Below are 25,025 nucleotides of genomic sequence, written 5' to 3' on the forward strand. Positions count from 1 at the left end.
ACTAGAAAGACAAGCTTTCTAGTGATTAATTGTTAAACTGTTTTTTTATTGCGACGATACAAACCATAGCCTGATACAAAAATCAGAACAATACCAATTCCAGCATAGGCTGCGACTTCTTCGTTGGTTTTTGGCAAAATACTATATGGTTTTTGTTGATTATTTTTTGGAGTTGTATCTAATAAAAGCAGATCGTTTTTCTTCTCTTCTTCTGGTTGCAACATTTTCCGATAATTCGCTTCAGAAATCGAGATAATGCGACTGTTCGCAAACTCTTTATCGTACGCTTCTAAATCTAATTCAGGTGTTTTCAAATAATTAGTTAAAATAGTAGTTAAAGTTGGGCCAACTTCTTTTTCACCATTTAAAGTTGTAAAGTCGGAAGTCAACGAATCATTGAAAGCCATTCTATATTCTTTATCTGCTTTTAATGCTTCGAATTTTTTACTATCTTGATTATACACCTCAATTGCTAACACACGATCCCCAACAATATTTTTTCCAGTTGTGTTATCTGGATTTGATGCCAATACTGTCGCCGTTTTATTTGTGTCATAATACATCCGAATCGAGTTAGAAATCTGTAGGAAATGATGATTAACACTTAGTTTTGGTTGTCCATAATCATCTAAAATAACTGATCCTGAAACATCCTTTTGCACATCTGCTGCTAGCGCTAACTCAAACATTTCTTGAACTTGTGCACCTCTTACTTTAATTTGTGAAATATTTTTTTCTTCCGGTAAAACGGCTTTGACATTATTGGCAGTTACCTGACCTTTTTCAATGCTTGCTTGAATATTGTCACTACTAATCACCGCAAAATCAGAAACTCCGCCAGTAAAGCCGGTCTGCCCATAACTAAGCATCGCATCACCGATTAGATTTCCTAGATTAGTTTCTCTGGTGCTAATATTTTCTCTTACACCATTGAACAAATAAGGATTACTTTTTAAGATAATTTCATCTACCACTGGTGTCACACCAGCATCAATCACATCTTGCTTAGTAATAGCTTTAACATTTGGTGTGCGGCCATCTTCTGAATTTTGGACGGTAATTTTACCACTATTGACTAATTCAATCGCTGCATTGCGCCAATCTGAATCAAAATTATAACCAATTACTTCCCAGTTTTTTTCAATTTCGGTTTCAGGTGAAATAACTTTTTTATTTTTGATATATTCGGTAATTAATCCTCGCAAAGTTTCGGGATCAGTCGATACTAATGGGGCTTCAGTTACGATTCCCGCAGCTAGTAAGCCTTCATAGCGATAATTATTCATGGCAATCGAATAATTCGCTGCAGGATCGATTGCTTTTCCTGCTATTGTTGGATTAATAATTCGGTTGCCTGTTCCTTTGGAAATATCTATTTTATAGTCAATTCCTGAAAAAATGTCATAATTATAGACGCGAATATCTTTATTAAAACTAATGGTTAAGTCATCTTCCTCAGGCGTATTGTAATAAGCAGCTTGATTTTCCATGTATTTCAATAAATTTGCACCAGTAATATTCACACTAACTAATGTATTAGGATATTTATAAATATCAAAAACATTGGAATAAGTCAAATCTCCTGCCGGCAAGGCACTATCACTTTTAAATAAAGCAGAAGCCGCCAATTGAGCGCCCGTCGCTTCTCTTTGTACATTATTAATCAAAGAAATCATGGCTGTTGGTTGTAGTTGTGCTTCAGGAATCCCCTTAATTGTTTGTGGCGGTAAGAAATCTCCTGAAGCTTTCCCAATCACAGCAGAGATATAAGCTTCTGTAGTCTCGTGATATTCTTTGGTTGCATCTTTTAATTTTTCGTCAGCAGGTTCTGTGGTTGTATCAACAATTTTTGCTTCACTATTTGAAACTTGCCAGTCATCTTGATTCTTTTCTACATTCAAATCAATTTGAATCATTTCTGTCCCAGTATCTTTCGGTCCTGCTACTGGCACTTCACCATTTGGTCCAGCAACTTTTAATGCATAAGAACTATGGTCATGGCCTAAGATATAAGCATCGATACCAGAAACATTTTTTATTACTTCATCTGCAGCCGCCGCCGGATCGGTATCTTGCCGACCAGCATGGATTGAAGCTACCACAATATCAGCACCTTGCTCTTCTAGTTCTTTAACTGATTTTTCAGCTTCGCTTTTTAAAGGTTTAAAATCTAAACTTTCAACTTTTGCGCCATCCCATTTCGGAATATGAGGAGTCACTAAACCTAAAATTCCCACTTTTAAATCTATTTGATTATCGCCATCAAAATCTATTTCTTTTATCGTTGTACCATTTACAAAGCGCGTGTTCGTCCCTTTTTGATAAATATTTCCTGCTAGAATAGGAAATTCTGCTTCTTTTTGAATTTTATCGATTAAACTTAAACCGAAATTAAACTCGTGATTTCCTAAAGTCATAGAATCATAACCGATATAATTCATGGCTTTAATCATCGGATTTGGTTCTGAAAATTTGTCTTTGTTGTAAATATCATCGGTCATAATCGTGCCCTGTGTCATATCCCCATTATCGATTAATACCACACCATTTGCATTTTCTTTACGAATTTTATTTACTGTGCTACTTACTTGAGATAAACCTACAGGTACTTCTTTATTGTCTTCGTAAGACCAATCCCATAATTGTCCATGAACGTCTGACGTACCTAAAATCGTCAACTTTCCATTACTTACTGCCGCTTCAGCTACCTGAGCCTCTTGACCTTGGTAAATAATTCCACCCACAAATAATAATATTCCTGTTGTAAGCGTCATTCCTAATTTAAAATTATTTTTCATTTTCTTCAAAAAAAATCCTCCTGACAATATTTTTTGTCTAAAATAAGAATACCAATTTCCTCCCTATTTTGAAAGGGTTTTCCAAATTATTATAACTTAAAATTTAGTTATTTTAATTTTTATATTTATGTCGACGAATCCATAATATATATACTAATTAAATAAATAAAAAGAGATTTATTCCAAAAAATATTGATCTAACTGTCTTTTTATAACTGAGTTGTGACAAGTATAAAATATCTCATTTCTACTAGAAAAAAATATCATATGTTTTTTATTGAGCGTTTGGAGACAAAAAAACACTTGAGAGCCAAGCTCTCAAGTGCACCAAAATTATTTAGCAAACTGGCTATTATATAGATCAGCATAGAAGCCGCCTTCAGCCATTAATTTTTCATGGTTCCCTTGTTCAATGATATCGCCATGATTCATAACTAAAATTTTATCCGCATTGCGAATTGTAGATAGTCGGTGAGCAATCACAAAAGAAGTTTTACCTTCCATTAATTTATCCATCGCTTTTTGAATGAGTTCTTCTGTTCGAGTATCAACTGAACTTGTTGCTTCATCCAAAATCAACATTGGTGCTTGCTTAATTAAAGCACGAGCAATTGTCATTAATTGCTTTTGTCCAACAGATAACTCAATGCTATCATCTAAAACAGTGTCGTATCCTTTTGGCAAAGTATTAATAAAATGATCAATCCCAACTGCTTTACATGCATCGATGACAGCTTCATCTGTCACGCCTTCTTGGTTGAAAATCAAATTTTCTTTTATTGTTCCTTCAAACAACCAAGTATCTTGTAAAACCATACAAAATTGGTCGTGGACTTCTTCACGTGTCATATCGCCAGTACTTTTTCCATCAATCAATATCTTTCCACGATTGACTTCATAGAATTTCATTAATAGATTTACAATTGTCGTTTTACCGGCGCCGGTTGGACCAACAATCGCAATTTTTTCACCAGCTTTGGCATCGACTGAAAAATCATGGATAATCGTTTGGTCTTGATTGTAACCGAATGATACATGATCAAAATGGACATTGCCAATCGTATCTTGTAATTGAACTTTTTTATAAGATTCATCAGCCATTTCTTCTTCATCTAAGAATTCAAACACGCGACTTAAAGCTGCGCTAGCTGATTGTAAAGTAGAAAATACTTGGGCTAATTGTGCCAATGGATTGGTAAAAATTCGCACATAAATCATAAAGGCTACAACCACACCAAAAGTAATTGTACCATTTAGAGCTAAGACTGAACCAACTACACAGACCATTACATAACCAAAGTTTCCGATAAAGCTCATCATTGGTTGCATAATACCTGATAAAAACTGGGCCCGCCATACACTACTATATAAATCTTGGTTTAATTTGCCAAATTCCTCATTAACCTCATTTTTGGCATTATAAGTCGTAATGACACTGTGACCTGAATAAACTTCTTCTGCAAAACTTGAGACTGCACCAAGTTTTCGTTGTTGGCCACTGAAATGCTTTTGTGATTTTGATAAAATTAAAACCACTGCCGCAAATCCTAAAAAGACAGAAATAATTGCAGTCAAACTTAACATCCAGTCATTATGGAACATCATAATGACTGAACCGATTAATAAAGTGACTGAAGGTGCCAATGAACCTAAACTTTGATTCAAACTTTGCCCAACTGTATCTAAGTCATTGGTTACCCGTGACAAAGTATCCCCTTGTTTATGAGAATCAAAATATTGTAAAGGTAAACGATCAATCTTTTCGGATACTTGCGTCCGTAATTTTTTAGAGAATTTTTGGGTAATCGTTGTCGTAATAAAACCTTGAACATAACTCATCACTGCGCCGATTCCATACAATGTTGCTAAGAAAATACAGATGCGAACGATTTTATCAGTATCAATATCTCCAGTTAACCCCGCAGTTATCGTGTTGGTAATTTCACTTAATTGATCAGGTCCTAAAATTGTCGTAATACTGCCAACTGTGGCAAAAATTACTGCAATGATAAAAGGAATTGTATACTGGCCGGCATATTTTTTAATATTTGCCCAGTTTAAATGGCTATTATTTTTTTTATTCATGGGCCAATTCCTCCTTAGATAGTTGTGAATAAGCAATTTCTTGATAGACTTGATTTTTCGCTAATAAATCTTTGTGAGTACCAGAGCCAACAACGTGACCTTCTTCTAAAACAATAATCAAATCGGCATCCATAATCGTACTGATTCTTTGTGCCACAATTAATTTTGTAGTCTCGGGCAATTCTTCTTTTAAAATACTCCGAAGTTTTTGGTCAGTTTGGTAATCCAAAGCAGAAAATGAATCATCGAAAATTAAAATCTCTGGCTCACGGGCAATTACTCGGGCAATCGCCAACCGTTGTTTTTGTCCACCTGAAAAATTGGTTCCGCCTTGGGCTACATTTGCATCTAAGCCCTCAGGTTCTTCATCAACAAAAGATTTCGCTTGAGCAATTTCTAAGGCACGATTGATTTTTTCATCATCTAATGGATAAGCTTTACTGGTTCCCATTTCCATATTTGACCGAATCGTTCCAGAAAACAGCACTGGTTTTTGTGGAATGTAACCGATAATATCGTTTAATTCATCCTGCGGATATTCTTTTACATCGTGATTATCGATTTTTAAACTACCTTTTGAAATTTCAAACAATCGTGGAATTAATTTCAAAATCGTACTTTTACCACTACCAGTTGAACCGATAAAGGCAACTGTTTGACCAGCTATGGCGCTAAAATTCACATCATGTAAAACTGGATTTTTGGCATCTGGGTACGCAAAAGTGACATTACGAAAATCAATCTTCCCTTTTACATCAGTTGTTTCAACTTCTTTATCAGTAAATTGAATCGATGGTTGTAAGTCTAACACTTCATTAATCCGTTGAGCAGAAACTAAAGCTCTTGGTAAAATGAAGAAAATCATCGTCATCAAAATAAAGCCCATCACTACTTGCATAGCATAAGAAGTAAAGACCACCATGTTAGAAAACACAGTCAATTTATCCATACCTACGGCATCTTGAATCAAGAATGTCCCAATCCAATATACGCCTAAAGTCAATCCGCTAGAAACCAGTGTCATGACCGGACTGAACATAGACATCATCCGACCGGCAAATAAGTTCACCGCCGTCAATTCATTATTGGCACCTTCAAATTTTGCATCTTGATATTTTTCGGCATTGTAAGCCCGAACTACCCGAATACCAATTAAGTTTTCTCGGGTAATACCGTTTAAATTATCGGTAATACTTTGCACCATCGCAAATTTAGGACGAACAAAGACCATAATCAATGTCAACATTACCAATAGGAAGAAAACGGCCACTCCAGTAACTGCTGTCCACTGCCAATTTTGTCCAGCAATTTTAGTAATTGCCCAAACTGCTGTAACTGGACCTTTGATAACGACTTGCAGACCCATCGCAATCAACATTTGAATTTGTGTTAAGTCATTCGTAGTTCTCGTGACTAAACTAGGCACAGAAAAATGTTGAATCTCGCTAGTTGAATAGTCGGTGACTTGTTGGAAAACTTCTCCTCGAATGCGCATCGTTAAACCCGCTGCAATCCGTGCCGCAAAATAACCAACAATAATTGATGCCGCGAAACTTGCTAATGACAATCCAATCATTTTAAATCCTGGTGTCAAAATATCTCCAGTCTTAGTCCCCGGCTCCTGTAGTAAGCGGGTAATATCTGACATGTAATCGGGAATTTTTAATTCTAATCCGACTTGCAGCAAAATAAATAAAAAGCTGATGATGACTAACAGCCGTTCCATTTTGCTTGTTTTATTAAATAATCTGAACATACACAATCTCCTTAAATCTTTAGTTATTTTCTAAATTCTTTTTGATTCTTCTAGTGATTTTTAAATAAGTTTGAACTTCTTCTTCAGTCAAACCATTTTTCAATCGTCCCTCAACCGTTTGGACTAAATCATCAATTTGGTTCATATTTTTTTCAGCTTTTTTAGTTAAGACAATCTGATTTAAGCGCTTATCTTCTATGGAAGGAATTCTTTTCACAAAACCATTCTTTTCCATTCGATCAATTAAACGACTGGCAGTTGGTTTTCTAATAGATAATTCTTCTTCGATATCTTTCTGATAGATCGCACGATGATCATTTTTTTTAATAAATCCCAGTGCCCAAGCTTGCGGACCCTTTAGTTTATCTACATTCCGCGCCGCAGCTTCCTGATCAATCACTCGACTCAATAGAATCATTAACTCCCGTAATTCAAAGCCAACTTCACTATGTTTGCCTATCATATGTCACCTCCAAAAATATTAGTTACCCCGCTAACTATATTAAGGAAATTTTCATGAAAGTCAAGAAAAAGTATTCAACTTCTTTATTTTTTTAGGCATAAAGAAATCCATACTAGTTATACTTATAAGCATAAAAAAACTACCACTTTTTCCTTAGAAAAAATGATAGCTTTCAAATACCTTGAAAGAAATTTCTTGCTTAAGCATTTCGCGATGGGCATTTTTAGCTGCTTCCAACGATATGCCAAAATCTTCAGTGGCAATTTGCATTTGAGTCTCTATTGATGAGAATTCCTCTAGTTGAGAGTCTGGATTGTTAAAAGGATTATATTGGATGGAATTGCTTTTTTGATAAAAATTTTTCAGCCAAATAGTTGCTTCTTGATTGGTCATAACTGTCATTCCTTTAATGATTTTCATCATAATAACATGGCTGACAAATAAGCAAAATTAGTTTGCTTAAGAGTTTTGTTCTATTAATAGAAAATAAATCTTCTGTTACAAAATCCAGACCTGTATACTAATGATAAATATCTCGGGAGGTACATTATGGAAAAATTTAAATTAGCTCGTTGGAAAAAAATGAAGGTGAACTTTTCTTTCATCAATCAAATGATATAGTTTTATACCAAAACATGAGTAATAATTTTCCTAAAAATCTAGCCGACTGTGAAAAAATGGTGGATTTTTTTGCAGAGAGTAACGATCAAAAAGAATATGTCAGAAGTATTCACATAAATCAGTAAATTGCTGGGTGTATCGGTGCTTTTTTTGATTCTGATATTTATCTAAATAATGCTGAAATTGCTTATTGGCTTGGAAAAGATTATCGTAATCAAGGCATTATGTCTAAAGTTATTATTGATTTTATTGATGAATTATTTTTAAAAACTACTGTTCATCGCATTTACGCTCGTCCCTTTGCTTATAACCAAGCTTCTTCAAAAGTTCTAGAAAATGCGGGAAAGTATCTTCAAAGACGGAAAATATTTTGACAACTTCCTTTATTCAAAAATTCGCTAAAAAAATAGACAGGGCACTATGCCTGTCTATCTTTCAACATTTCATACTTCAATAGATTTTTGATAATCACTGTGCAACAAACAATGGTCACCATTTTTTGCAGACGTTTCTCTGAAAATTCTAAGCTGTATTTAAAATCTTTATTTCGGACTTCAACTTTCATGGCTGCACCTCTTTTTTAGATAATTATACCATATTTTAGTGGGCCATCATTTCTTGCGCAATTGTGATACCAGACATTTTTTCTGGATAATAAGTCGGCCAGTGATCCATTTCAGCTAATAATGCTTCTTGACTATCAGCGCCAAAATAAATATGAAAGTGACCAGAATCACTTGAAGTAATACTATGATCACTAAATTGTACATAACGATAAGGTGAATTTTTATCGACTGCTTCAAATAAATAACGAACGCCACGATTACCAGCTTCATAATCTAATATTTGGTAACCTTTAGTTTGATATTTACTTTCTTCAGATGTACCATCTGCTTTAGTAAATTTCATAGTATCTTTAGTGATTTCAATTTTTTCAACATCGGTTTGATAGCCGGTAGTATAGTATTCTTTATACTCTTCAGCCGTTTTATCTTGTTTTAATTTGGCTTTGTAATCAAATATTTGATCTAACGTACCATCTTCTAAGTAAGGATAAACAGACTGCCATTTTCCTGACCAATTACTCAGTGGACGATTTTCTACATCTTCATCAGCAAAATAGCCATTATAAACAGATTTTTCAACTTGCTTTTCTGGTGCTTTAGAAGTGGTTTCTTGATTAATTGTTTTTGCTAAATTGTCTAGATTTTCAGTCATGATGGAAACATAGTCTTCACCAGCTTCAGTTTGTTCCTTTGTCAAACCTTCCAACGGATTCAAGATCAATAATTCTAGCCCAGTTTCATCGGCTAAAGTACGGGCGACATTATCTGAGGCATTTTTTTCAAAATAAATATATTTCAAATCGTTATCTTCTACGTAACTTTTTAGCTCGGCTAAACGACTTGTTGTTGGTTCTTGAGTCGATGAAATACCTGAAATAGAAACTTGGTTTAACCCATAGTCTAATGCTAAATAACTAAAAGCAGTATGTTGAGTGACAAAGTTTTTTTGCGTAGCAGTGGATAATTTTTCCGTATAAGCTTGATCTAAATCGGTAAGCTTGGCTAAATATTTTTCTGCGTTTTCATTAAATTGATTGGCTTGTTCAGGATACGCCTCACTTAATTGATCTCGAATAATTGCGACTTGTTTGGCTGCATATTTTGGTGAAAGCCAAACGTGAGGATCCAATTCGTGGCTATGACCGGCTTCGCTATGATCATGATCGTGACCCTCTTCTTCACTGCCAGGTAATAAAACCATATCTTTTGTGGCTTTAATGATTTTAACATCGCCTTCTTTTAAAGTTGTTTCAACATCCGGCACCCAAGTTTCCATATTTTCATTATTGTAAACAAAGACATCGGATTCTTGTAATTGCGCCATCTTTTTAGCTGAAGGCTCGTAATCATGAGCATCCGTGCCTGCAGGTACCAATAATTCTACTTCGCCAACATCTCCCACAATATTTTTAGTGAAATCATACATCGGATAAAAAGAAGTCATAACCTGCAACTTTTCAGTTTCCGTTTGATTACTGCCACAAGCAGTTAATAATATCCCCGTCAATAAAATAATTCCTGACAAAACTAATTTTTTCATTCTTATTCCCCATTACGCTTTATTTGAACAAAATGTAATGCTTACGATTTGTTCTCGAGGATTTTACTGAAAAAACTTTTGCTTGTCAATCTATTTTCGCAAATATCTTTAAAAATATTTGCATATATGAATGAACATTCATTTTAAGTCGCTCTAGAAATAATTTTTTGTTGCTCCAATTGGATTTTTAAACGATCTAATGAAACATCTTGAAATTGATTTTCTTTCATTCGTTTTCGATAATGACTAGCGGTTTCGCCGGTACTTTTTTTAAAGGCCCGAGAAAAAACTACTAAACTGTTAAATCCTACCGCTTCTGAAATTGTCTCAATCGAATCTTCTCCAAAGGATAATAAAAAAGCGGCTTGATTTATCCTGACACCTGTCAAATAATCTTTAATCGTCGTAGTTAAGTGATTACTAAAAACTCTAGATAAATGGCTGCGATTGACTGACAACGCCTCGGCAATTTCAGTCACCGTAATATCTTTTTGATAATTTTTTTGGATGTACTCCATTGCTTCTATAGTCAATGGCGAGTAAATTTTTTCCTCAGCGAAATAGATATGCCCTTGGTCCTGTAATAGTTCTGCTAAAAATTGATTGGTAATCGCATTTAACTGTAATTCACTTGATAAATCATTTTGTTGAAAACTGAGACAATTTAAAATGTATTGAACAAATTGTTGCATTTTACTGGTCTTCATCGTATAAGCATTCTTTTTTAGTAATGTTTCTTGAATAATTTTTTCCGCACTTTCCCCACTAAAAGCTATCCACGCATATAACCAAGGATTTTTACCATCGGCGCGATAAAAAGTTAATTCATTTGGACGAACCAAAAATAAATCGCCTTTTTCCAGTTGAAATTGCTGATCTTTGACTTGATAGATACCCTTTCCTTCCAAAACAACATGTAAAACGAAATTTTCGCGGATTGCTGGACCAAAAGAATGGAAAGGCATCGTTTGAGAAACACCACAAAAATCAAAGACCAAATCCCCGTTTATTTGCTTTTTATCTTTTCGTAAAAATATTGCTCGTTCCATATCGTCACCTCAATTTCAGCTTAGCAAAATTTTTGACTTTTGCAACAAAAAGTTAAATGATAGTCACACAAGTATCTACAATAGAAAACGATTTCTTGTTAGTTTATAATTAATCCGAAATGACTTTTGGGAGGAAAATAAAGCATGCAGATAAAAGAAACAGATTTTGGGCAAGATTACCATTTAATTACAATTGAAAACAAAAATGGGGTGGAATTATCCGTTTCTGATTTAGGGGCACGAATTGTTTCATTAAAAGCCTTAAATCGAGAATTGGTTTGGGGATTTGATTCGGCGCAAGAATATTTAGACAACGATTTGACTATCGGGGCGACAATTGGTCGGACAGCCGGAAGAATTGCCAATGGCCGTTTTAATATTGCCGAAAAAACTTATCAAGTCAGCCAAAACAGTGGTCCTCATAACTTGCACGGTGGAATGCCAGGATTTGAAAGTGCTAAATGGGAGTATACTATTTTAAATGGTGAGAATGAAGCATCGGTTTTATTTCGTTTAACTAGCCCAGATGGTACTCACGGTTTTCCGGGAAATTTAGAAGTGGAAGTTCGTCATACTTTGACTAGGGACAATCTTTGGCGAGTAACAACTCGTGGTGTGACAGATGAAGCGACTCTGTTTAATCCTACCAACCACGTTTACTTTAATTTATCTGGTGATTTAAGTGAGACTATCGATCAACACAGTCTCTATTTAAATAGCAATAGTTTCGCACCGATCATTAATAGCGGGATTACTGACGGAACAAAAGCCGACGTAAGAGGGACTCCGTTTGATTTTCAACAAGAAAAGAAAATCATCGACTTCTTTAACAGCCGTCAACCACAATCGGAAATCGTTGATGGCATTGATCATCCCTTCTTTTTCAAGCAAACGGGTTTACGTTTTATGCAAGCAAAATTAACTAGTCCAGATGAAAAGTTGGCCATCGAATTATTTACCGATCGTCCAACAGTTGTTCTATTTAGCGGTAATTTTGGTAAGGACTACTATTTAATGAGAGGAAAAAAAGTTGGCCGCCATCAAGGCTTGACTTTTGAAACCCAATTTGCTCCTGGAGCTGAACGTTTTTCAAGCTTTGGAAACATTGTTCTACCGGCAGATTTTCCTAAAGAAACCATTACTGAATACAAAATAAACTTTAAGGAGTAAGCATATGAAAATCAACACAGAATTAACAACTAAATTTAATGAAATATTTGGCGCAAAAAAAACTAATCAATATTTTTCTCCGGGTCGGATTAATTTAATCGGGGAACATACTGACTACAACGGTGGGCATGTCTTCCCTGCGTCCATCACGATTGGCACGACTGGAGTAGCAGCTAAAAGAACAGATGATCAAGTCAAAGTTTATTCGATAAACTTTCCTGACGCTGGTGTCATTTCTTTTTCAATCGATAATTTGAGCTTTGATAAAAAAGATAGTTGGGCAAATTATGTTAAAGGCATCGTATTGAAATTAATAGAGGCTGGTCACAAGATTGATACTGGCTTTGAATTATTAGTTTCTGGCACGATTCCAAACGGTGCTGGACTTTCTTCAAGTGCCTCATTGGAATTATTAGCAGCGGTAGCTTTAGAGGATTTATTTCACTTAGATACTACCCGTTTGGAATTAGTAAAATTAGGACAAAAAGTTGAAAATGAATTTATCGGTGTAAACTCTGGGATCATGGATCAATTTGCGATTGGTTTTGGTGAAATTGATGAAGCGATTCTGTTAGACACCAATACTTTAGCCTATGAAATGGTGCCAGTAAAATTAGATGATTATGCGATTGTCATTATGAATACCAATAAACGCCGAGAATTAGCTGATTCAAAATATAATGAGCGCCGCAGTGAATGTGAAGAAGCCCTACGCCGCTTACAAACAAAATTAGATATTCAGGCTCTAGGTGATTTGGACGAAACAACTTTTGAAGCCAACACGGATTTAATTGCTGATGAAACATTAATTAAACGAGCGCGCCACGCAGTAACAGAAAATCAAAGAACTTTAATCGCCAAAGATGAATTGGTTCAAGGTAATTTGAGTGCTTTTGGAAAATTATTGAACGCCTCACATCAATCTTTGAAAGAAGATTATGAAGTTACTGGCATTGAACTAGATACGCTAGCAGAAACAGCCCAAAAACAAGATGGTGTCTTAGGAGCTCGAATGACTGGTGCTGGTTTTGGCGGATGCGCCATCGCGCTCGTAAAAGAAAGTGAAATTCCAGCTTTCGAAGAAAATGTCGGGTCAAAATATCTGGATGTTATCGGTTATGAGGCAGATTTTTATGTTGCGCATATCGGAAATGGAACTACCAAAATCAATCAGCTAGCTTTATAAACTTTTTTGAACCAATCGCAAGGCTTGCGGTTGGTTCTTTTTGATTGCTTGTGCTAGTCTTAATTTGAAACTTGTTGGTAAATAATGGAGGGATAAAAATGAAGATTTTAATTATTTATAATCAAAGCTCCGGCAAAGACACCGGCAAACATTTAGCGGAAGATCTAAAAACAAGCTTAGAAAAAAATAACTCAGAAAACACCATCGACCTAGCAGAAACCGGGCCGAAAATTGATCCTAAAACTTTAACGAATAAAGCTGTATCTGAAAACTTCGATACAATTGTTATGACGGGCGGCGATGGAACCTTGCGACATATTGTCCAAGCCTTTGACCAATACATGGACAAATTTCAATTTGCGATTCTACCGGGAGGAACGGTAAATAATTTTGCGACTGCTTTAGATATTCCAAAAGATCCTGAAGAAGTGGCAGAAATCATTTTAGCTGGCCATCAAAAGAAAGTCGATTATGCCTTAGTCAATCAAAAAGAAGTCTTGCTTTCTAGTTTGACTGTCGGAATTTTAGCCGACACTGCAGCAAACATTTCCCAACAGGAAAAGCAAAAATATGGTAAATGGCCTTTTGTCAGAAATTTTGTCAAAATGCTAGCGAAAAAGAAGAAATATTTATTGAGTTTTTCTACTGGAAAGAAAGAATGGCAAGAAAGTTGCCAACTTCTAGCCATTACTATGTCGAATTCGGTTGGCGGCTTTCCTGATTTTGACCGAGAAGCTACAGCTGATGATGGTTTGATGCATATTACAATTTTACCTCGCATGCATTTTTTGATGTATTTAATGAATCTCCATAATGTTTTGCGGGGACAGATTGGTAAAATTCCAACTGTTCAATATTTCCATGAATCAGAACTAAAAATTCATGGGAAAAGTGATATCAAAGTTCGGATAGATGGTGATGATGCCGGTACTTTACCGATTGAAATTGACGTCCAAAAACATAAATTAACCATTCTAGTTCCTTAAACTCGAGCATGTCTCGAGTTTTTTTCATTAGACTTATTTTGAAATCGCTTTAATTTTTATGAGTGTTTAATTATTCTTCCCCCTTCACACTTTATTCAATTTTTCTTCACCTTCAAAGTGTTGAGGTTGCAAAGTTCTTTTATTATAATTCGATAATAATATACGATAAAAAAATCTTATTTTCTCAGAATTAAATTGTCGTTTTAGTGTAATCAACTAGTAAATTTTGGTAAAATAAAGAGTACTGAAATTTTTTAGCGGATTTGAAAGGAAGTCTTTAGTGAAAAAGAAATATTTATATGAAGTGGATTTCATGCGAAATTTCTTCATTAGTGGGGTTTTATTAAATCATATTACCGGTATTGTAAAAGGTTTATTTGATTCTGGGGCGATTATGTATACAGTTTTAGGCAGCTTACATGCCTCTTTACATTTTACTCGGATGGGTTTTATGTTTATGACTGGTTTGGTTTTATTTTTAGCCTATCGCAATAAGGATCTTCAAGTTTTTTCTTTTTGGAGAAAACGTTATGTGTCTGTTGGGATTCCTTACATTTTTTGGAATATGGTATACAGCCTATTCGCTTTACCGACTGAAACCTTACAAAAAGTAATTGGTGATTTCTGGGGTCACTTGATTCATGGCGATCAGGCATATCTTTACTACGTGCTAGTCACCATGCAACTTTATTTAATTTTCCCTTTCCTATTATTATTTTTAAAGAGATTCAGAAAACATTCCAAATTAATCTTTGCGATCAGCTATCTTTTACAATTAGCCATGACTTTCTTCATTAAATATAAAATTCGAGATTTTGATATGAGCAACTGGCCATATCTCCTTTCTCATTGGGGTATTTTTGTCGGAACGTACCAATTGTATTTCATCGCTGGCGGTATCGCATCATTAAACTATGACCGCTTCACTGCTTTTGTTGAACGCCATAAACGAAAGATTAATTGGCTGGCTTTATTATCTATCCCAGTCATTTGCGCTTATTATTTATGGAATTATCAAGTTCTTGGCTTATCCGAATCTAATGCAAAATCAGTCCATCAGCCATTATTTGTCATTTACGCAACAATTATCGTGCTGTTTGCCTTAAACTTAGGACGCCGTTGGGCTGCTTACCGTGAAAAATATCCAGAAAAGTTATTCAGCCGTTACATTTCATTAGCTGCTCAATTATCATTTGGTATTTATTTGACACAATATATTGGCATGACCCTGATGAGGACTTTCTTAATTCCCGTCTTACGTGACCATAAAGTTTTTGCTCTACCAGCAATCCCCTTATTATTTATTTTCGTATTTGGACTATCTTTTATTATTTCCTACTTATTATATAAATCGCCATTGTCCAGTTTAATCGGACGAAAGCATCAAAAAAAATTAACTGGAGGTCGTAGGTAATGACGATCCTAACAACCACTTTAAATAAAATTTTACATGAATCAGTAGACCAAAATTTCATCAAAGATTTAGCTGCTGATCAATGGTACACCAAAGAAGAAGTAACAGCTGAAGTCGAACGAATCGCTGAAGTCTTCAAAAAAAATGGCCTCAAACCAGATGATGCCTTGATTATTGCTGTGCCGAATTCTTATCGTTTTGTCTTGTTTTATTTAGCCGCTTTAACTAGTGGCATCACCATTACTTCAGTCAATCCAGAAATTCCCGCCCGTGAATTAGAGCGCATCTTGGTAAAACGTCCTTATCGCGGCGTACTTTTAGAAGAATTTCGGGAAGATTTACTGACTGATCAAGAAATTGTCGACAGCTTCAAATTAACCCAAAATCAAGATTTATTTGGCAATCAATTATTAATCACTGAAGAAAACTATGCCAATGGACGGACCTTATTGACTGAATCCAGTGTTGCAATCCAAATGTTCACCTCAGGAACTACTGGAGAACCTAAAACGGTCGGTATTTCCCATGAACAATTATTTGCGGCAACCAGAAATATTCGTGAGTCTCATCAATTAACAGATGAAGATATTACTTATGTTTGTCTTCCCTTATTTCATATTAACGCACAAGTGATTTCCTTATTATCAACGATTTTAAGTGACGGAAAAATTGTTATTGGTAAGAAATTCAGTGCCCGTTCATTCTGGTCAATCATTACTGATGAAAAAATTACATGGGTTTCAGTTGCGCCGGCAATTTTAACTATTTTGTTAAAACGTCAGCAACCTGACACAAAAATATCACATAACCTACGCTTTATTCGATCAGCATCAGCACCCTTAGCTCCATCAATAGCTGAAAGCTTCGAAAAAACTTTTAATGTACCAGTTATTGAATCTTATGGTATGACAGAAGCTGCCAGCCAAATCTGTATCAACCCACTGCCTCCTGAAAAACATATTTTTGGTTCAGTTGGCAAACCATATGGCTTAGAATTAAAAATTGTCAATGAAGAAAATCAATTATTAACACCAGAAATAGTTGGTGACATTGTCATTCGAGGAGCGAACGTAATCGATTATTATGTCGACCGACCAGACAATACTGATTTTAAAGATGGCTGGTTTTATACCGGTGATGTCGGATATCTAAATGATGAAGGTTATTTATTTATTGTCGGACGTAAAAAAGAGGTTATTAATCGCGGTGGTGAAAAAATTAGTCCTTATGAAGTTGAAGATGTCTTATTACAGCTACCAGAGATTGATAATGCTGCTGTGGTAGGCGTTCCCGATCCGATTATTGGACAAAAAGTAGCTGCCTTTATTGTATTAAAACCAGATATAACTGAAAGTCAGCAACTACTAAAAAAAATTCAACAGCATTGTGAAAATCAACTTTCAGCCTTTAAACGACCAGAATTTTATTACTTCGTGAAGGAGTTACCAGCAGGCCCTACCGGAAAGATCCAACGAAAAAAACTAATCGAACAATTTACTTAGAGGAGATTTAAGATGAAGAACAACGTATTTAAAAAAATCGCTGCTATAATTGTCGGTGTTTTATGGATTGCAGGAGTTTGGACAGGTTATCAGCATTTATATGGAACTGACAATGATTCTAATAATTCCTCAGGTTCGGCAGGAACCATTACGATTGGTTATCAACGAGGCGACATCTTTAACCTGGCTCAAATCGAAGGCGGTTTAAAAGAACGTTTAAATGAAGCAGGTTATAAAGTAAAATGGAAACAATTTACAGATGGTTCTGCCTTAATGGAAGCTTTAGTCGCTGGTAGTATTGATTATGGACGGACAGGCAATACCCCACCAGTCGTTTCACAAAGCACCGGCTCAGATGTTGTTTACGTGACCGCCAGCAGCTCAAAATATGAAGGTAGCGCGATCTTAACACCTGAGGGTAGCACAATTGCCGCTTTAACAGACTTAGCTGGAAAAAAAGTTGCAGTTTCGAAAGGATCGAGTGCTCACTATTTCTTGATTAAAGCTTTGGAAAGTGTTGACTTAGCCCCAGAAGACGTAGACATTCAATATTTAGATCCATCTGAAGGACGAATTGCTTTAGAAAATAATCAAGTCGATGCTTGGGTAGTTTGGGATCCTTATACTGCAGCGGCGCAAGAAGAAATGAATGCGCAGATTTTAACCACTGCTGAAGGTTTCTCTACTGACCGTGATTTTATTTTATCGTCTAAACAATTTGCCTCTGAAAATACAGATATCAATCAAATCGTGGTGGAAGAAATGGCTAATTCACTAGATTGGGTCAACAATCATAAAACCGAAATTGCCGAACAGTTAGCTGAAACATTAAAATTAGATGCTTCTGTTGCTGAGTTAATGGTGAATCGTCGAACCTATGGCATGGATGAAATTTCTGATGAAATTATGAGTGAGCAACAAGATATTGCCGATACTTTTTATCAATACGGTTTCATTGACAATCAAATTACAGTCACTGATGCCTGGTTGAAAACATCGGATTAAGGAGGATTGAGATGAAAAGAAATAGCGTAGCTTCGCAATTATTACCCTGGCTGATTCCATTAATTATTATTATTCTATGGCAAATCGCATCCAGCTTGACTTGGATTTCATCGAATGTTCTCCCCGCTCCTTTAGCAGTAGTCTCAGCCGGAGTCGAATTATTTGAGTCTGGCGAATTAATGACTAATTTAACCATCAGTTTATATCGAGCGACCGTTGGTTTTGTGATTGGTGGCGGAATTGGTTTTATCCTAGGTTTATTGACTGGATTATCAAAAACTTGTCGCTTACTTTTAGATTCAACAATCCAAATGATTCGAAATATCCCTCATTTGGCTTTGATTCCATTAGTTATCGCTTGGTTTGGGATTGATGAAGTCTCAAAAATCTTTTTGGTGGCAATTGGTGTAATGTTCCCTGTTTATGTAAATACTTTGCATGGCATTATCGGTGTCGATAGTGACTTGATTGAAATGGGTAAAATTTACCAACTTTCAAAATGGCAATTGTATACCAATATTATTTTTCCTTCCGCCTTACCTTCTATTTTAGTTGGGATTCGATACGCTTTAGGCGTGATGTGGACAACGTTGATTGTGGCCGAAACAATTGCATCTGATTCTGGGATTGGTTATATGGCGATGAATGCCCGCGAATTTATGCAGATGGACGTGATTGTTTTAAGTATTTTACTTTATGCAATTTTAGGAAAAATATCTGACTTGATTGCCAAATATTTTGAGGACATTACGCTTGCTTGGCGTGATCTATAAGAGGTGAAAAAATGAGCGAAGAAGTATTGAAAATCTCCCACGTCTCAAAAAAGTTTGGTGAAACTGACGTGTTAGCTGATATCAATTTTACTATTAATAAAGGAGAATTTATTTCAGTAATTGGAAAAAGCGGCTCTGGAAAAAGTACCATTTTGCGCATTGTCGCTGGCTTAGAAGAAGCCACCGAAGGAACGATGTTGTTAAACGGATCAGAACTACATGGCATCAGCCCTAAAATTCGCATGATGTTTCAAGATGGCCGCTTGCTTCCATGGAAAAATGTCAGAGATAATTTATTGTTAGGACTTGGTAAGAATCGCAAAGCAGACGCTGATGAGCTGTTAGCTCAAGTTGGTTTAGCAGATTATGGCGAACGCTACCCCAATCAACTTTCTGGTGGACAAAAACAACGGGTTGCTTTAGCGCGGGCTTTGTTACATAAGCCAACATTATTGTTACTTGATGAACCCCTTGGTGCCTTGGATGCTTTTACGCGTCAAGATATGCAAGATTTGATTTCTCAAATTTGCCACTTACATCAAATCACTGCCTTATTTGTCACTCATGATATTGAAGAAGCGATTTACATGGCAGACCGCGCCATTATTTTAGGTGATGGTGTCATTACTGAGAATATGGCTGTTGATTTGGCTTATCCGCGAGATAAAACCGATGAAAAGTTGCAAGAACATGTAAAACACTTGATGCAACTATTTTACGGGAATAAAGTATCATCTTAAAACGGGATTTTTTTATCTCGTTTTTTATTTACACAAATTTCACAGCAAAAAAATATTCTCTTAACACCTTTTCGTTATGCTATAAGTGTCTTAAGGACAATCCAATTTAGAAGGTGATGGCATGATCTACGGAAAATTTGTAAATGAATGCAGTGAAATTATCGAAGGAATAATTCTTTATGATTTACCTGAAAAAGATTTGATTATTGCACAAGATAAAAAAGGTTATCTGCATATCGTAAAATCTGCATTGTTTGTTTGCTGTCCTAATCGTCAAAAAGCTGATCCTGATGAGATAGTTTCTAACAGTTATCAATAACAAACTGGTCTGTCTTGAAGACAGGCTTTTTTTGTGCTTTTTTTTGGGAAAGTGTTTATACTTTAAAAAAAGAACGGAGTGAGAAAATGGATTATCCCTTTATTCAAGGTCAAACGCCTGAAATCTCTCGAAATGGCTGGATAAAAATCATAATAGTGAATATTATTTCTGTATTACTCCTTGCCAATGGTATCATTCATGGTATTTTAACGAGTATTTTGAATTGGATTCCTGGTTTTAGTCATGGTGGGCAAAACATGTTGTATCAGCCTTCTTTAGCAAATGTTTTTGCTGGGATTTTAACTGGTGTAATTTTTTTGTCGATTAATATTTGGGGATTTTCTTCAACAGTGGGCCCTCGATGGAAGGAATTATTTAAGCCTCTAAAGAAAAATGATTTTTGGCAAATTTTGAAGTACTTTATTTTGAGTATGGTGGTGGGAATAGTCACTGGTCTAATCGCCAATCGTTTATTCGGACATGAAGTGAATCCGGCTAATCGCATTCAGGCAAGTCATCCTGGGGCTTGGCTAGTCTTTTTAGAAGGACGAGTGGAAAATTTATTTCAGCTTTTAGGAGAGGAATTTATTGCAATCGCCCCTTTTCTAGCCTTGTTACAATTAGGTCGTTTAAAAAAATGGTCTTCGAAATTTAGTTTTTGGTTGGCGTTAATTGTTTCTTCGATTTTATTTGCTACTTACCACTTGTCTACTTACGGCTACAATTTGGGATACGCGTTAATGGGCTTAACTTTCACCCGAATGGTCTTAACCCTACCCTACGTCAAAACTAAAAACTTATGGGTTAGTTTTGCAGTTCATTATTTATACGATTTATTTAGTTTCTTACTTAGCTTTTTAGTTGTCGTATCATAAGAAATCTTAAGATACCTTGCGTTATTTTGAAAAACTGGTAATATGAATTTACACGAAAAATATTTTTATGCGACAAACTTAACTTATTTTGATGAAGTTTAATCAAACTGGCGCAACTTTAGGGTTGCAAGGATGTATTAGAGGTTTGGGAATATATCGTTTAAATGAGAAATAGTTATTTTTTAGTAATAGTAACACCCTCAACTTTAAATTATGAATATTGATTAGTTAGATAGCCCTCTTGCATGTTGCAAGAGGGCTATCGTTCATTTTACCGTAATTCTGCAATAATTTTTATTCCAGAGCTGGTACCAATCCGTTCTGCGCCTGCTTCAATCATATTTAACGCAGTTGCTAAATCGCGAATGCCTCCGGCTGCTTTCACTTTTACCTTCTCACCAACGACTTCCTTCATTAATTTCACATCTTGATAAGTCGCACCTGCCGTGCCAAATCCAGTTGATGTTTTAACAAAATCTGGTTGAATTTCTTTTGCAATCTGACAGACTTGGATCTTTTCTTCATCAGTTAGATAGCACGTTTCCAGAATAACTTTGCTTAAAATATTGCCATCTCTAGCTACTGAAACAATGGCATTCATTTCTTTACGAATATGAGCCAAATCGCCATCTTTTAATTTTCCAATATTTATGACATAGTCAATTTCATCAGCGCCGTTTTTTATGGCATCTTCCACTTCAAAAATTTTAGTTTCAATCGTCGTCTGACCTAAGGGAAAACCAATCGCAGCACCTACGTGGACTGAACTGTCTTTTAAAAATTCGTGGCATAATGCAACTGGAGCAGAATTAATCGCCACCATTTTAAATTGGTATTCTTTTGCTTCATGACATAGTTTTTTAAATTCTTCCTCTTGTGCATCGGCTCTCAATAAGGTGTGGTCAATCATATTTGCTAAGTCTTTGGCTGTGATCATTAAGATTCCTCCATTTCTTTTACTTTTTATGGTAACACAAGAAACCAACTCAAAATCGAGTTGGCTCAGTTCATTTAAAAAAACAAGCGGGAGATTCGTTCATCTCGTTTAAAGGCTTTTCTTTGAGGATTGCCTTCAGATCTCCAAATATTTAAGTGATTCATATCATAAATACATGACCATACTGTATCTTTTCCTGATTTACGATCATACTGACAAATAAAACCAAAATCGCCTGCTAATAATTTTTGAGCCTTTTCTATCGTCAGTTTTTGATAGTACTTTGTTAAATATTGAGACAAGGTTTGATAACGTTCCTCCGCGAACCAGTCATCGTCAAGTTGTACCCGATTATTTTTCATTTCAGACAAATGAAATGCATTAGTTGCCGCAAAAAAGCCCACTGTATCTTTTTTTTTGATTGCTACTTCTTCACAGGTAAATTCGACTAACGCAGCTTGTCCTTGTTGATCAGCTAAAACTAGTGTGCCATTTGAACAACGGGGAATATCATCAATCAGTTTAATGCCTTCGTCAATCGTCTGACATCTTTCTAAGATCAATCTTACTAGCATACCAAGATTGATTCCAGGTTGAATTTTTTTAGGAAAAACAGCCGTCAAGGCAACCGCTAATCCTTTTTGATTCATGCCATCCTCCATTTCAACAAATGCCGTCGTATTTCCGGTAAATGAATAATAGGATTCCTCCGTAAATTGATAAATGCAATTCATATAAAGTTTTTCAATTGAAGTTAAGAAATCACTATTGCGTCCTAAAATAAAATGCTGTTCATTTTTCACCACAAAACTAGAACAATGATTCGGGTTGACCATAGCATACATCGGAAAAAGGACTTGATAGAGTTGGCTTGCTTTAATTTCTTGACCATCCGCAATTCCTTGAATTTCCGCAATAATTTCTGGACAGTATTTCTGATAAAACGGTAAACTTTCAGCAGTAAATTTTTTCATCTCCGTTGTAATCTGATAAGGGATATGATCCAATAAGTTTTTCCCATTGACTTTGACTAAACTGCCCCATTTTTTACCAATTTGATAATGATTCCCTTTAAATCGTCCATGATACATATTTTTGCTCCTCAAATTTATTCGGAGTCGACTTCCTAACTAAAGAGTAAGCCAATAAAAATTTTAATGCAATTGAATAATATGAGAATCGTTTTCAATTTTTATTGGACCTTATTTCTTACACCCATTCCTCGAATTAAAAATTTGGAGGATTCACTTGTTGAACGCCTATCAAAAAAATGATAATTCGGCTGTTGCCAACGCTCGACCGCTGCAAAATAAATCGGTAATCCAGCTGCATTAAAAAAGCTTTTACCATTTTGCAGTTGAAAATGCAGATGTGGTTCTGAAGAATTACCCGTATTTCCACACAAAGCAATTAGCTGTTTGCGTTCTACCTTTTCGCCGACTGTCACCAAGATACTCTGTGGTTTTAAATGAGCCACACACGAATATTCATTTTCCGCATGTTGGATGACAATATAATTGCCGCGAATATCTTTTATTATTGGATCAGTTTGTCCTTCTCCTAAAATTCTACTATCACGGCAATCATTTTTTACAGCCACTACCATACCATCGGCAGGCGCTAAAATTTCTTGGTCATAACAAAAATAGTTGTGTTTGTTTTTAAAATTACCAGAATGGCTGTTGCCTTTTTGATCCATCATTACAAAATCATAGGCGTATCTTTGTGAATTAACAGCCCACGAATGAGAGAATTCTTTCGTTACACCACCATTTAATACTACCCACGAATTTTTGAAAGGTAGTGAATATTTCACTTTAGGAATAAAATTATCTTTGTCAGGCCTTGGTTTATTCTTATATTCACAAATAAAAATTCCTACTATTTGTCGTAAACTTTGCACCATAATCGGAAGCGCAAATATTAATTCGATTAATCCAAAAAGCCAAAATAACCATAAAAGTTTCCATAGATACCCTTCAGAAAAAAGGCTCGGTAAGCCTAGAAGACCGAGCCACTTCAATTTCGAACTCATCTGAACGATCTTTCTCATCAATGTCCTCCTGATTACTCTGCTTCGTCAGTAATAAACCAAGTGCTCAATGCAAAAACCGCAACAGCAATCGCCACTTTAAAAATATTTTTTTTCATATTATAAAGTCCTTTCACTAAAACTTATCTATCTTTCATTATACCAACTAATTTCCCGAAAAGAATTATTTCGATTTTAAACTCAAAAAAAAAACAGCAATCATTGATCGCTGTTTTCATCTACTAAATTTTTACTGGAGTCGCAGTTTTTTTCAATACTTCATTTAATTCTTCAACATTTTGTTTACCCACAGTTTGCAGCCATTCAATTGCAGCATCCGCACCATCTTTTATGAAGATTGGCACACCATCTGCCCAGGTTGCTCGTCCACAAAGAACACCATTAAAGGTTGAACCTGCTTCTTTGGCAAATACCAAAGTATCTCTAAATAATTGCGCTGAAACACCAGCACTTAAAAAGATAAATGGTAAATGAGTCGCTTCAGCTTGCTCTTTAAATAATTGACTAGCTTCAGCTTTTGAATACGCCACTTCACCTGTCGCAAAGCCTTCGACATAATTCATATTAACTGGTACTTCGACTTTTAGAACATCAACACCATATTTTTCTGCCGAAAATTCTTTCATCATCTCATTAACTTTACGTGGTTTTGCTTTTGCATATTCCAAACTAGCTGGATCTAACCCTTTTGCATCATAAGAAACCAACTCCAAAAAGAAAGGTAACTCTTCAGCACGACATTCTGAACCTAAACGTTCAATAAATGCCATTTTATGATCATTAATTTCTGGTTGCTCATCAACATCATAATAAAGTAAGAACTTGCAAGCGTCAGCACCTGCATCTTTTAAGCGGCGAACGGACCAATCGTCTAAAATATCTGGTAATCGGCCAGGAACAGTTGCATCGTAACCAGTTTTTTCGTATGCTAATAACAAGCCACTTTCTGGGTCTTTTTGCTTGGCGGCAGGAATCCCATATTCCGGATCTAGTAAAATTGAAGATGTGTAGGGTGTTAACTGGCTGGACACTAGTTTTTTAAATTCTACAATGTCTTCAGTGGTGGCTTCTCTTATTTTTCCAATCATTTTCTTCATTGCGCCTCGTTGGTCGATTGCTAAGGCAGCGATGATCCCATCTTGATTCAAAGTCTTCTTCAGACGTTCTTCTTTACTCAATGACATCTC

23 protein-coding genes and 1 pseudogene are annotated in these 25,025 nt (G+C 35.6%); 11 read left to right on the plus strand and 13 right to left on the minus strand.

Going from position 1 to position 25,025, the window contains the following annotated elements; genetic code table 11:
- Window positions 1-32: 32 nt before the first annotated feature.
- From KUA55_RS18715 to KUA55_RS09920, 6 genes and pseudogenes are all read right to left on the minus strand, one after another.
- Window positions 33-998: a 5'-nucleotidase C-terminal domain-containing protein gene (locus KUA55_RS18715; protein ID WP_425514610.1), complete on the minus strand. Its 966-nt coding sequence runs from the start codon at window positions 996-998 to the stop codon at window positions 33-35.
- A pseudogene (locus KUA55_RS18720) lies at window positions 984-2,681 on the minus strand (bifunctional metallophosphatase/5'-nucleotidase); the annotation flags it as partial. The gene KUA55_RS18715 and the pseudogene KUA55_RS18720, both read right to left, overlap by 15 nt.
- A 450-nt stretch (window positions 2,682-3,131) precedes the next feature.
- The gene (locus KUA55_RS09905) at window positions 3,132-4,883 is read right to left on the minus strand and encodes an ABC transporter ATP-binding protein (protein WP_218326027.1); all 1,752 of its coding nucleotides are present in this window, start codon (window positions 4,881-4,883) and stop codon (window positions 3,132-3,134) included.
- Complete coding sequence (locus tag KUA55_RS09910) at window positions 4,876-6,639, minus strand: ABC transporter ATP-binding protein (protein WP_218326028.1); 1,764 nt, start codon at window positions 6,637-6,639, stop codon at window positions 4,876-4,878. Before KUA55_RS09910 ends, KUA55_RS09905 begins: the two co-directional genes overlap by 8 nt.
- Window positions 6,640-6,658: 19 nt before the next feature.
- On the minus strand, window positions 6,659-7,102 hold the full coding sequence (locus tag KUA55_RS09915; RefSeq protein WP_218326029.1) for a MarR family winged helix-turn-helix transcriptional regulator: 444 nt from the start codon (window positions 7,100-7,102) through the stop codon (window positions 6,659-6,661).
- 153 nt (window positions 7,103-7,255) lie between these two features.
- Window positions 7,256-7,495 (minus strand): hypothetical protein, encoded by a 240-nt coding sequence (locus KUA55_RS09920; protein WP_218326030.1) that lies wholly within the window; start codon window positions 7,493-7,495, stop codon window positions 7,256-7,258.
- A gap of 365 nt (window positions 7,496-7,860) precedes the next feature.
- Between KUA55_RS09920 and KUA55_RS18725 the strand changes: the two genes are divergently transcribed.
- Window positions 7,861-8,097, plus strand: coding sequence for a GNAT family N-acetyltransferase (locus KUA55_RS18725; protein ID WP_425514611.1), 237 nt, complete (start codon window positions 7,861-7,863; stop codon window positions 8,095-8,097).
- A gap of 44 nt (window positions 8,098-8,141) precedes the next feature.
- Here the strand turns inward: KUA55_RS18725 and KUA55_RS09930 are convergent, their stop codons facing one another.
- The 3 genes from KUA55_RS09930 to KUA55_RS09940 form a co-directional block, all read right to left on the minus strand.
- Window positions 8,142-8,288 (minus strand): hypothetical protein, encoded by a 147-nt coding sequence (locus KUA55_RS09930; protein WP_218326031.1) that lies wholly within the window; start codon window positions 8,286-8,288, stop codon window positions 8,142-8,144.
- Window positions 8,289-8,323: 35 nt separating this feature from the next.
- Window positions 8,324-9,829: a zinc ABC transporter substrate-binding protein AdcA gene (locus KUA55_RS09935; protein WP_218326032.1), complete on the minus strand. Its 1,506-nt coding sequence runs from the start codon at window positions 9,827-9,829 to the stop codon at window positions 8,324-8,326.
- Between the two features lie 143 nt (window positions 9,830-9,972).
- Entirely contained in the window at window positions 9,973-10,878 is a 906-nt protein-coding gene (locus KUA55_RS09940) for an AraC family transcriptional regulator (protein ID WP_218326033.1), read from the minus strand.
- Window positions 10,879-11,022: 144 nt separating this feature from the next.
- On the opposite strand from KUA55_RS09940, the gene KUA55_RS09945 reads away from it, so the two are divergent.
- From KUA55_RS09945 to KUA55_RS09990, 10 genes are all read left to right on the plus strand, one after another.
- Complete coding sequence (locus KUA55_RS09945) at window positions 11,023-12,048, plus strand: galactose-1-epimerase (RefSeq protein WP_218326034.1); 1,026 nt, start codon at window positions 11,023-11,025, stop codon at window positions 12,046-12,048.
- A 4-nt stretch (window positions 12,049-12,052) separates the two neighbouring features.
- Complete coding sequence (locus tag KUA55_RS09950) at window positions 12,053-13,234, plus strand: galactokinase (RefSeq protein WP_218326035.1); 1,182 nt, start codon at window positions 12,053-12,055, stop codon at window positions 13,232-13,234.
- 98 nt (window positions 13,235-13,332) lie between these two features.
- Window positions 13,333-14,220 (plus strand): diacylglycerol/lipid kinase family protein, encoded by an 888-nt coding sequence (locus KUA55_RS09955; protein WP_218326036.1) that lies wholly within the window; start codon window positions 13,333-13,335, stop codon window positions 14,218-14,220.
- A 280-nt stretch (window positions 14,221-14,500) separates the two neighbouring features.
- The gene (locus KUA55_RS09960; RefSeq protein WP_218326037.1) at window positions 14,501-15,634 is read left to right on the plus strand and encodes an acyltransferase family protein; all 1,134 of its coding nucleotides are present in this window, start codon (window positions 14,501-14,503) and stop codon (window positions 15,632-15,634) included.
- Complete coding sequence (locus tag KUA55_RS09965) at window positions 15,634-17,136, plus strand: AMP-binding protein (RefSeq protein WP_218326038.1); 1,503 nt, start codon at window positions 15,634-15,636, stop codon at window positions 17,134-17,136. Before KUA55_RS09960 ends, KUA55_RS09965 begins: the two co-directional genes overlap by 1 nt.
- A gap of 12 nt (window positions 17,137-17,148) precedes the next feature.
- On the plus strand, window positions 17,149-18,141 hold the full coding sequence (locus tag KUA55_RS09970; protein WP_218326039.1) for an aliphatic sulfonate ABC transporter substrate-binding protein: 993 nt from the start codon (window positions 17,149-17,151) through the stop codon (window positions 18,139-18,141).
- Window positions 18,142-18,152: 11 nt separating this feature from the next.
- Window positions 18,153-18,914 carry an ABC transporter permease subunit gene (locus tag KUA55_RS09975; RefSeq protein ID WP_218326040.1) on the plus strand — a complete coding sequence of 254 codons (762 nt, stop codon included), beginning with the start codon at window positions 18,153-18,155 and terminating at the stop codon, window positions 18,912-18,914.
- 11 nt (window positions 18,915-18,925) lie between these two features.
- Window positions 18,926-19,654, plus strand: coding sequence for an ABC transporter ATP-binding protein (locus KUA55_RS09980; RefSeq protein WP_218326041.1), 729 nt, complete (start codon window positions 18,926-18,928; stop codon window positions 19,652-19,654).
- Window positions 19,655-19,775: 121 nt separating this feature from the next.
- Window positions 19,776-19,973: a hypothetical protein gene (locus KUA55_RS09985; protein WP_218326042.1), complete on the plus strand. Its 198-nt coding sequence runs from the start codon at window positions 19,776-19,778 to the stop codon at window positions 19,971-19,973.
- Window positions 19,974-20,059: 86 nt separating this feature from the next.
- A complete protein-coding gene (locus KUA55_RS09990; protein ID WP_218326043.1) occupies window positions 20,060-20,848 on the plus strand; it encodes a CPBP family intramembrane glutamic endopeptidase in 789 nt (262 codons plus the stop codon).
- 271 nt (window positions 20,849-21,119) lie between these two features.
- Here KUA55_RS09990 and deoC read toward each other — a convergent pair whose 3' ends face one another.
- The 4 genes from deoC to lacD form a co-directional block, all read right to left on the minus strand.
- Complete coding sequence (gene deoC / locus KUA55_RS09995) at window positions 21,120-21,785, minus strand: deoxyribose-phosphate aldolase (protein ID WP_218326044.1); 666 nt, start codon at window positions 21,783-21,785, stop codon at window positions 21,120-21,122.
- A gap of 74 nt (window positions 21,786-21,859) precedes the next feature.
- Complete coding sequence (locus tag KUA55_RS10000; RefSeq protein WP_218326045.1) at window positions 21,860-22,876, minus strand: C45 family autoproteolytic acyltransferase/hydrolase; 1,017 nt, start codon at window positions 22,874-22,876, stop codon at window positions 21,860-21,862.
- A 101-nt stretch (window positions 22,877-22,977) separates the two neighbouring features.
- A complete protein-coding gene (locus KUA55_RS10005) occupies window positions 22,978-23,838 on the minus strand; it encodes a M23 family metallopeptidase (protein ID WP_218326046.1) in 861 nt (286 codons plus the stop codon).
- A 221-nt stretch (window positions 23,839-24,059) separates the two neighbouring features.
- Window positions 24,060-25,022, minus strand: a complete 963-nt coding sequence (gene lacD, locus KUA55_RS10010) for a tagatose-bisphosphate aldolase (protein ID WP_218326185.1) — start codon at window positions 25,020-25,022, stop codon at window positions 24,060-24,062.
- Window positions 25,023-25,025 lie beyond the last annotated feature (3 nt).

The sequence above is a fragment of the Enterococcus alishanensis genome (assembly GCF_019218635.1).
Taxonomy (GTDB): Bacteria; Bacillota; Bacilli; order Lactobacillales; family Enterococcaceae; genus Enterococcus_A; species Enterococcus_A alishanensis.